Here is a 1,502-nt window from a genome sequence, read left to right on the forward strand (position 1 = left end):
TTTTTGTTGTTCTAGTAGGAATGATTGTAGGGCTTTTCTGGGGGGGTCGATTTTGATTCTTTCTGCTCCTACTTCTCCACACACTCCTTTCCATAGGGTATTATCACAATCTACTGCGATTACTTTATAGGGTAAGTGTTTGAGGGTGTAGATTTTTCGGGCTGTGGCTGTGCCTAGTGCGGTATAGAATAGGTTGGTATAAGGAATGTGTCCTATTTCGTCGCTGTTTTTGTCGTAATAGTTACTGACGGGATAGGTGGTTGCTATGTCTTGGCTAGTGATTAGGTTAATTTGTCTTAGTTGTTTGAGTTGAGAAATGATTAGGGATTCACTTTGTTTGAGGATAAGCTGTTTTTCTGGTTCTAGGTTGGGTTGTGAAGGGCAGAGAACTACAATTAAAGATGCTTGACTGGTTCGGCTGGCTTTTTGAATGGCTGCTATGAGTTCTTGGGTGTTTTGACGGATTTTCTGGGCAAATTGGTCTGGGGTTTCTATGGTTGGGTCAAATCTTGCCCAGTCTTCTGGTCTGATGAATAGGAGGTTGATTCCTTGTTGGTTTTGATTGAGTTGACTTTCTGGGTTGAGTAATTCTTGCAATACTTGGTTGTAGGGGGCAAATTGTAGTTGAGTGGGTAGATTTAGTTTGTTTAGCCAATAGGTTAAACTTTCTTCTATGGGTTCGATGGTAAAGGTGCTTACTATCTGAATTGGTTCTTTTTTGTCTCTAACTTTGGCTTTTTGGGCTTGCTGTTTAAGGGGTTCGGTTAGGCTAAGTTCTTCTACTTTTCTTTTTGGATTTTCTACAACTTTTTCTAAGAATAATAGGTAGTTTTCTACCAATTCTTTAATAGTCTCTTCTTTAAATAAGTCTGTGCTGTATTCACACATGATTTCTAATTGCTGATCTTTTTCAGAGACTAAAAATCGCAAATCTAGTAAAGCATTTTTGGCATTGATTTCTGTAACTTCGGTTTTAATATTATCGCCAAAATCATAATGAGTATCTAAGGGGAAGTTTTGAAAAAGTAGTGCCACATTATAAATTGGATTATAATTTGTATTTCGTTCTGGATTAACAACTTCTACAACTTTAGTAAAGGGACAATTGTGATGATGATAAGTTTCTAAAATCGTCCTTTTTTCAGCTTGTAAACAGTCATTGAAAAATTGATTACTAGAAAGAGTATTTCTCAAAGCAATAAAGTTAATAAAGCAACCAATAAGTCCTCTAATCTCTTCTTGATTTCTCCCAGAAACAACTGTTCCCAATACTGAATCAGATTGTTGTGTCCATTGATAAAGAAGGACTCTTAAGGTAGCAAGCAAAACAGTAAACAAGGTGACTTCTTCTGTTTTAACTAATGCTTTAAGAGATGCTGTAAGAGACTTTGATAATGTAGTCTGATAACGTTCCCCTTCAAGGGTTAACTCTTGTGGACGAGGAATATCTGTCGGAAGAGCAATTAAGTTTGGAGCGTCTGCAAGATATTGCTGCCAAAATT

At 37.0% G+C, this 1,502-nt stretch carries 1 protein-coding gene; it reads right to left on the reverse strand.

Annotated elements, in window-relative coordinates; genetic code table 11:
• Nucleotides 1–1,502 (reverse strand): condensation domain-containing protein (locus CY0110_RS27715; protein WP_008279000.1); only part of this gene is annotated, 1,502 nt, incomplete at both ends.

This window comes from Crocosphaera chwakensis CCY0110 (genome assembly GCF_000169335.1).
In the GTDB taxonomy this organism is placed as follows: Bacteria; Cyanobacteriota; Cyanobacteriia; order Cyanobacteriales; family Microcystaceae; genus Crocosphaera; species Crocosphaera chwakensis.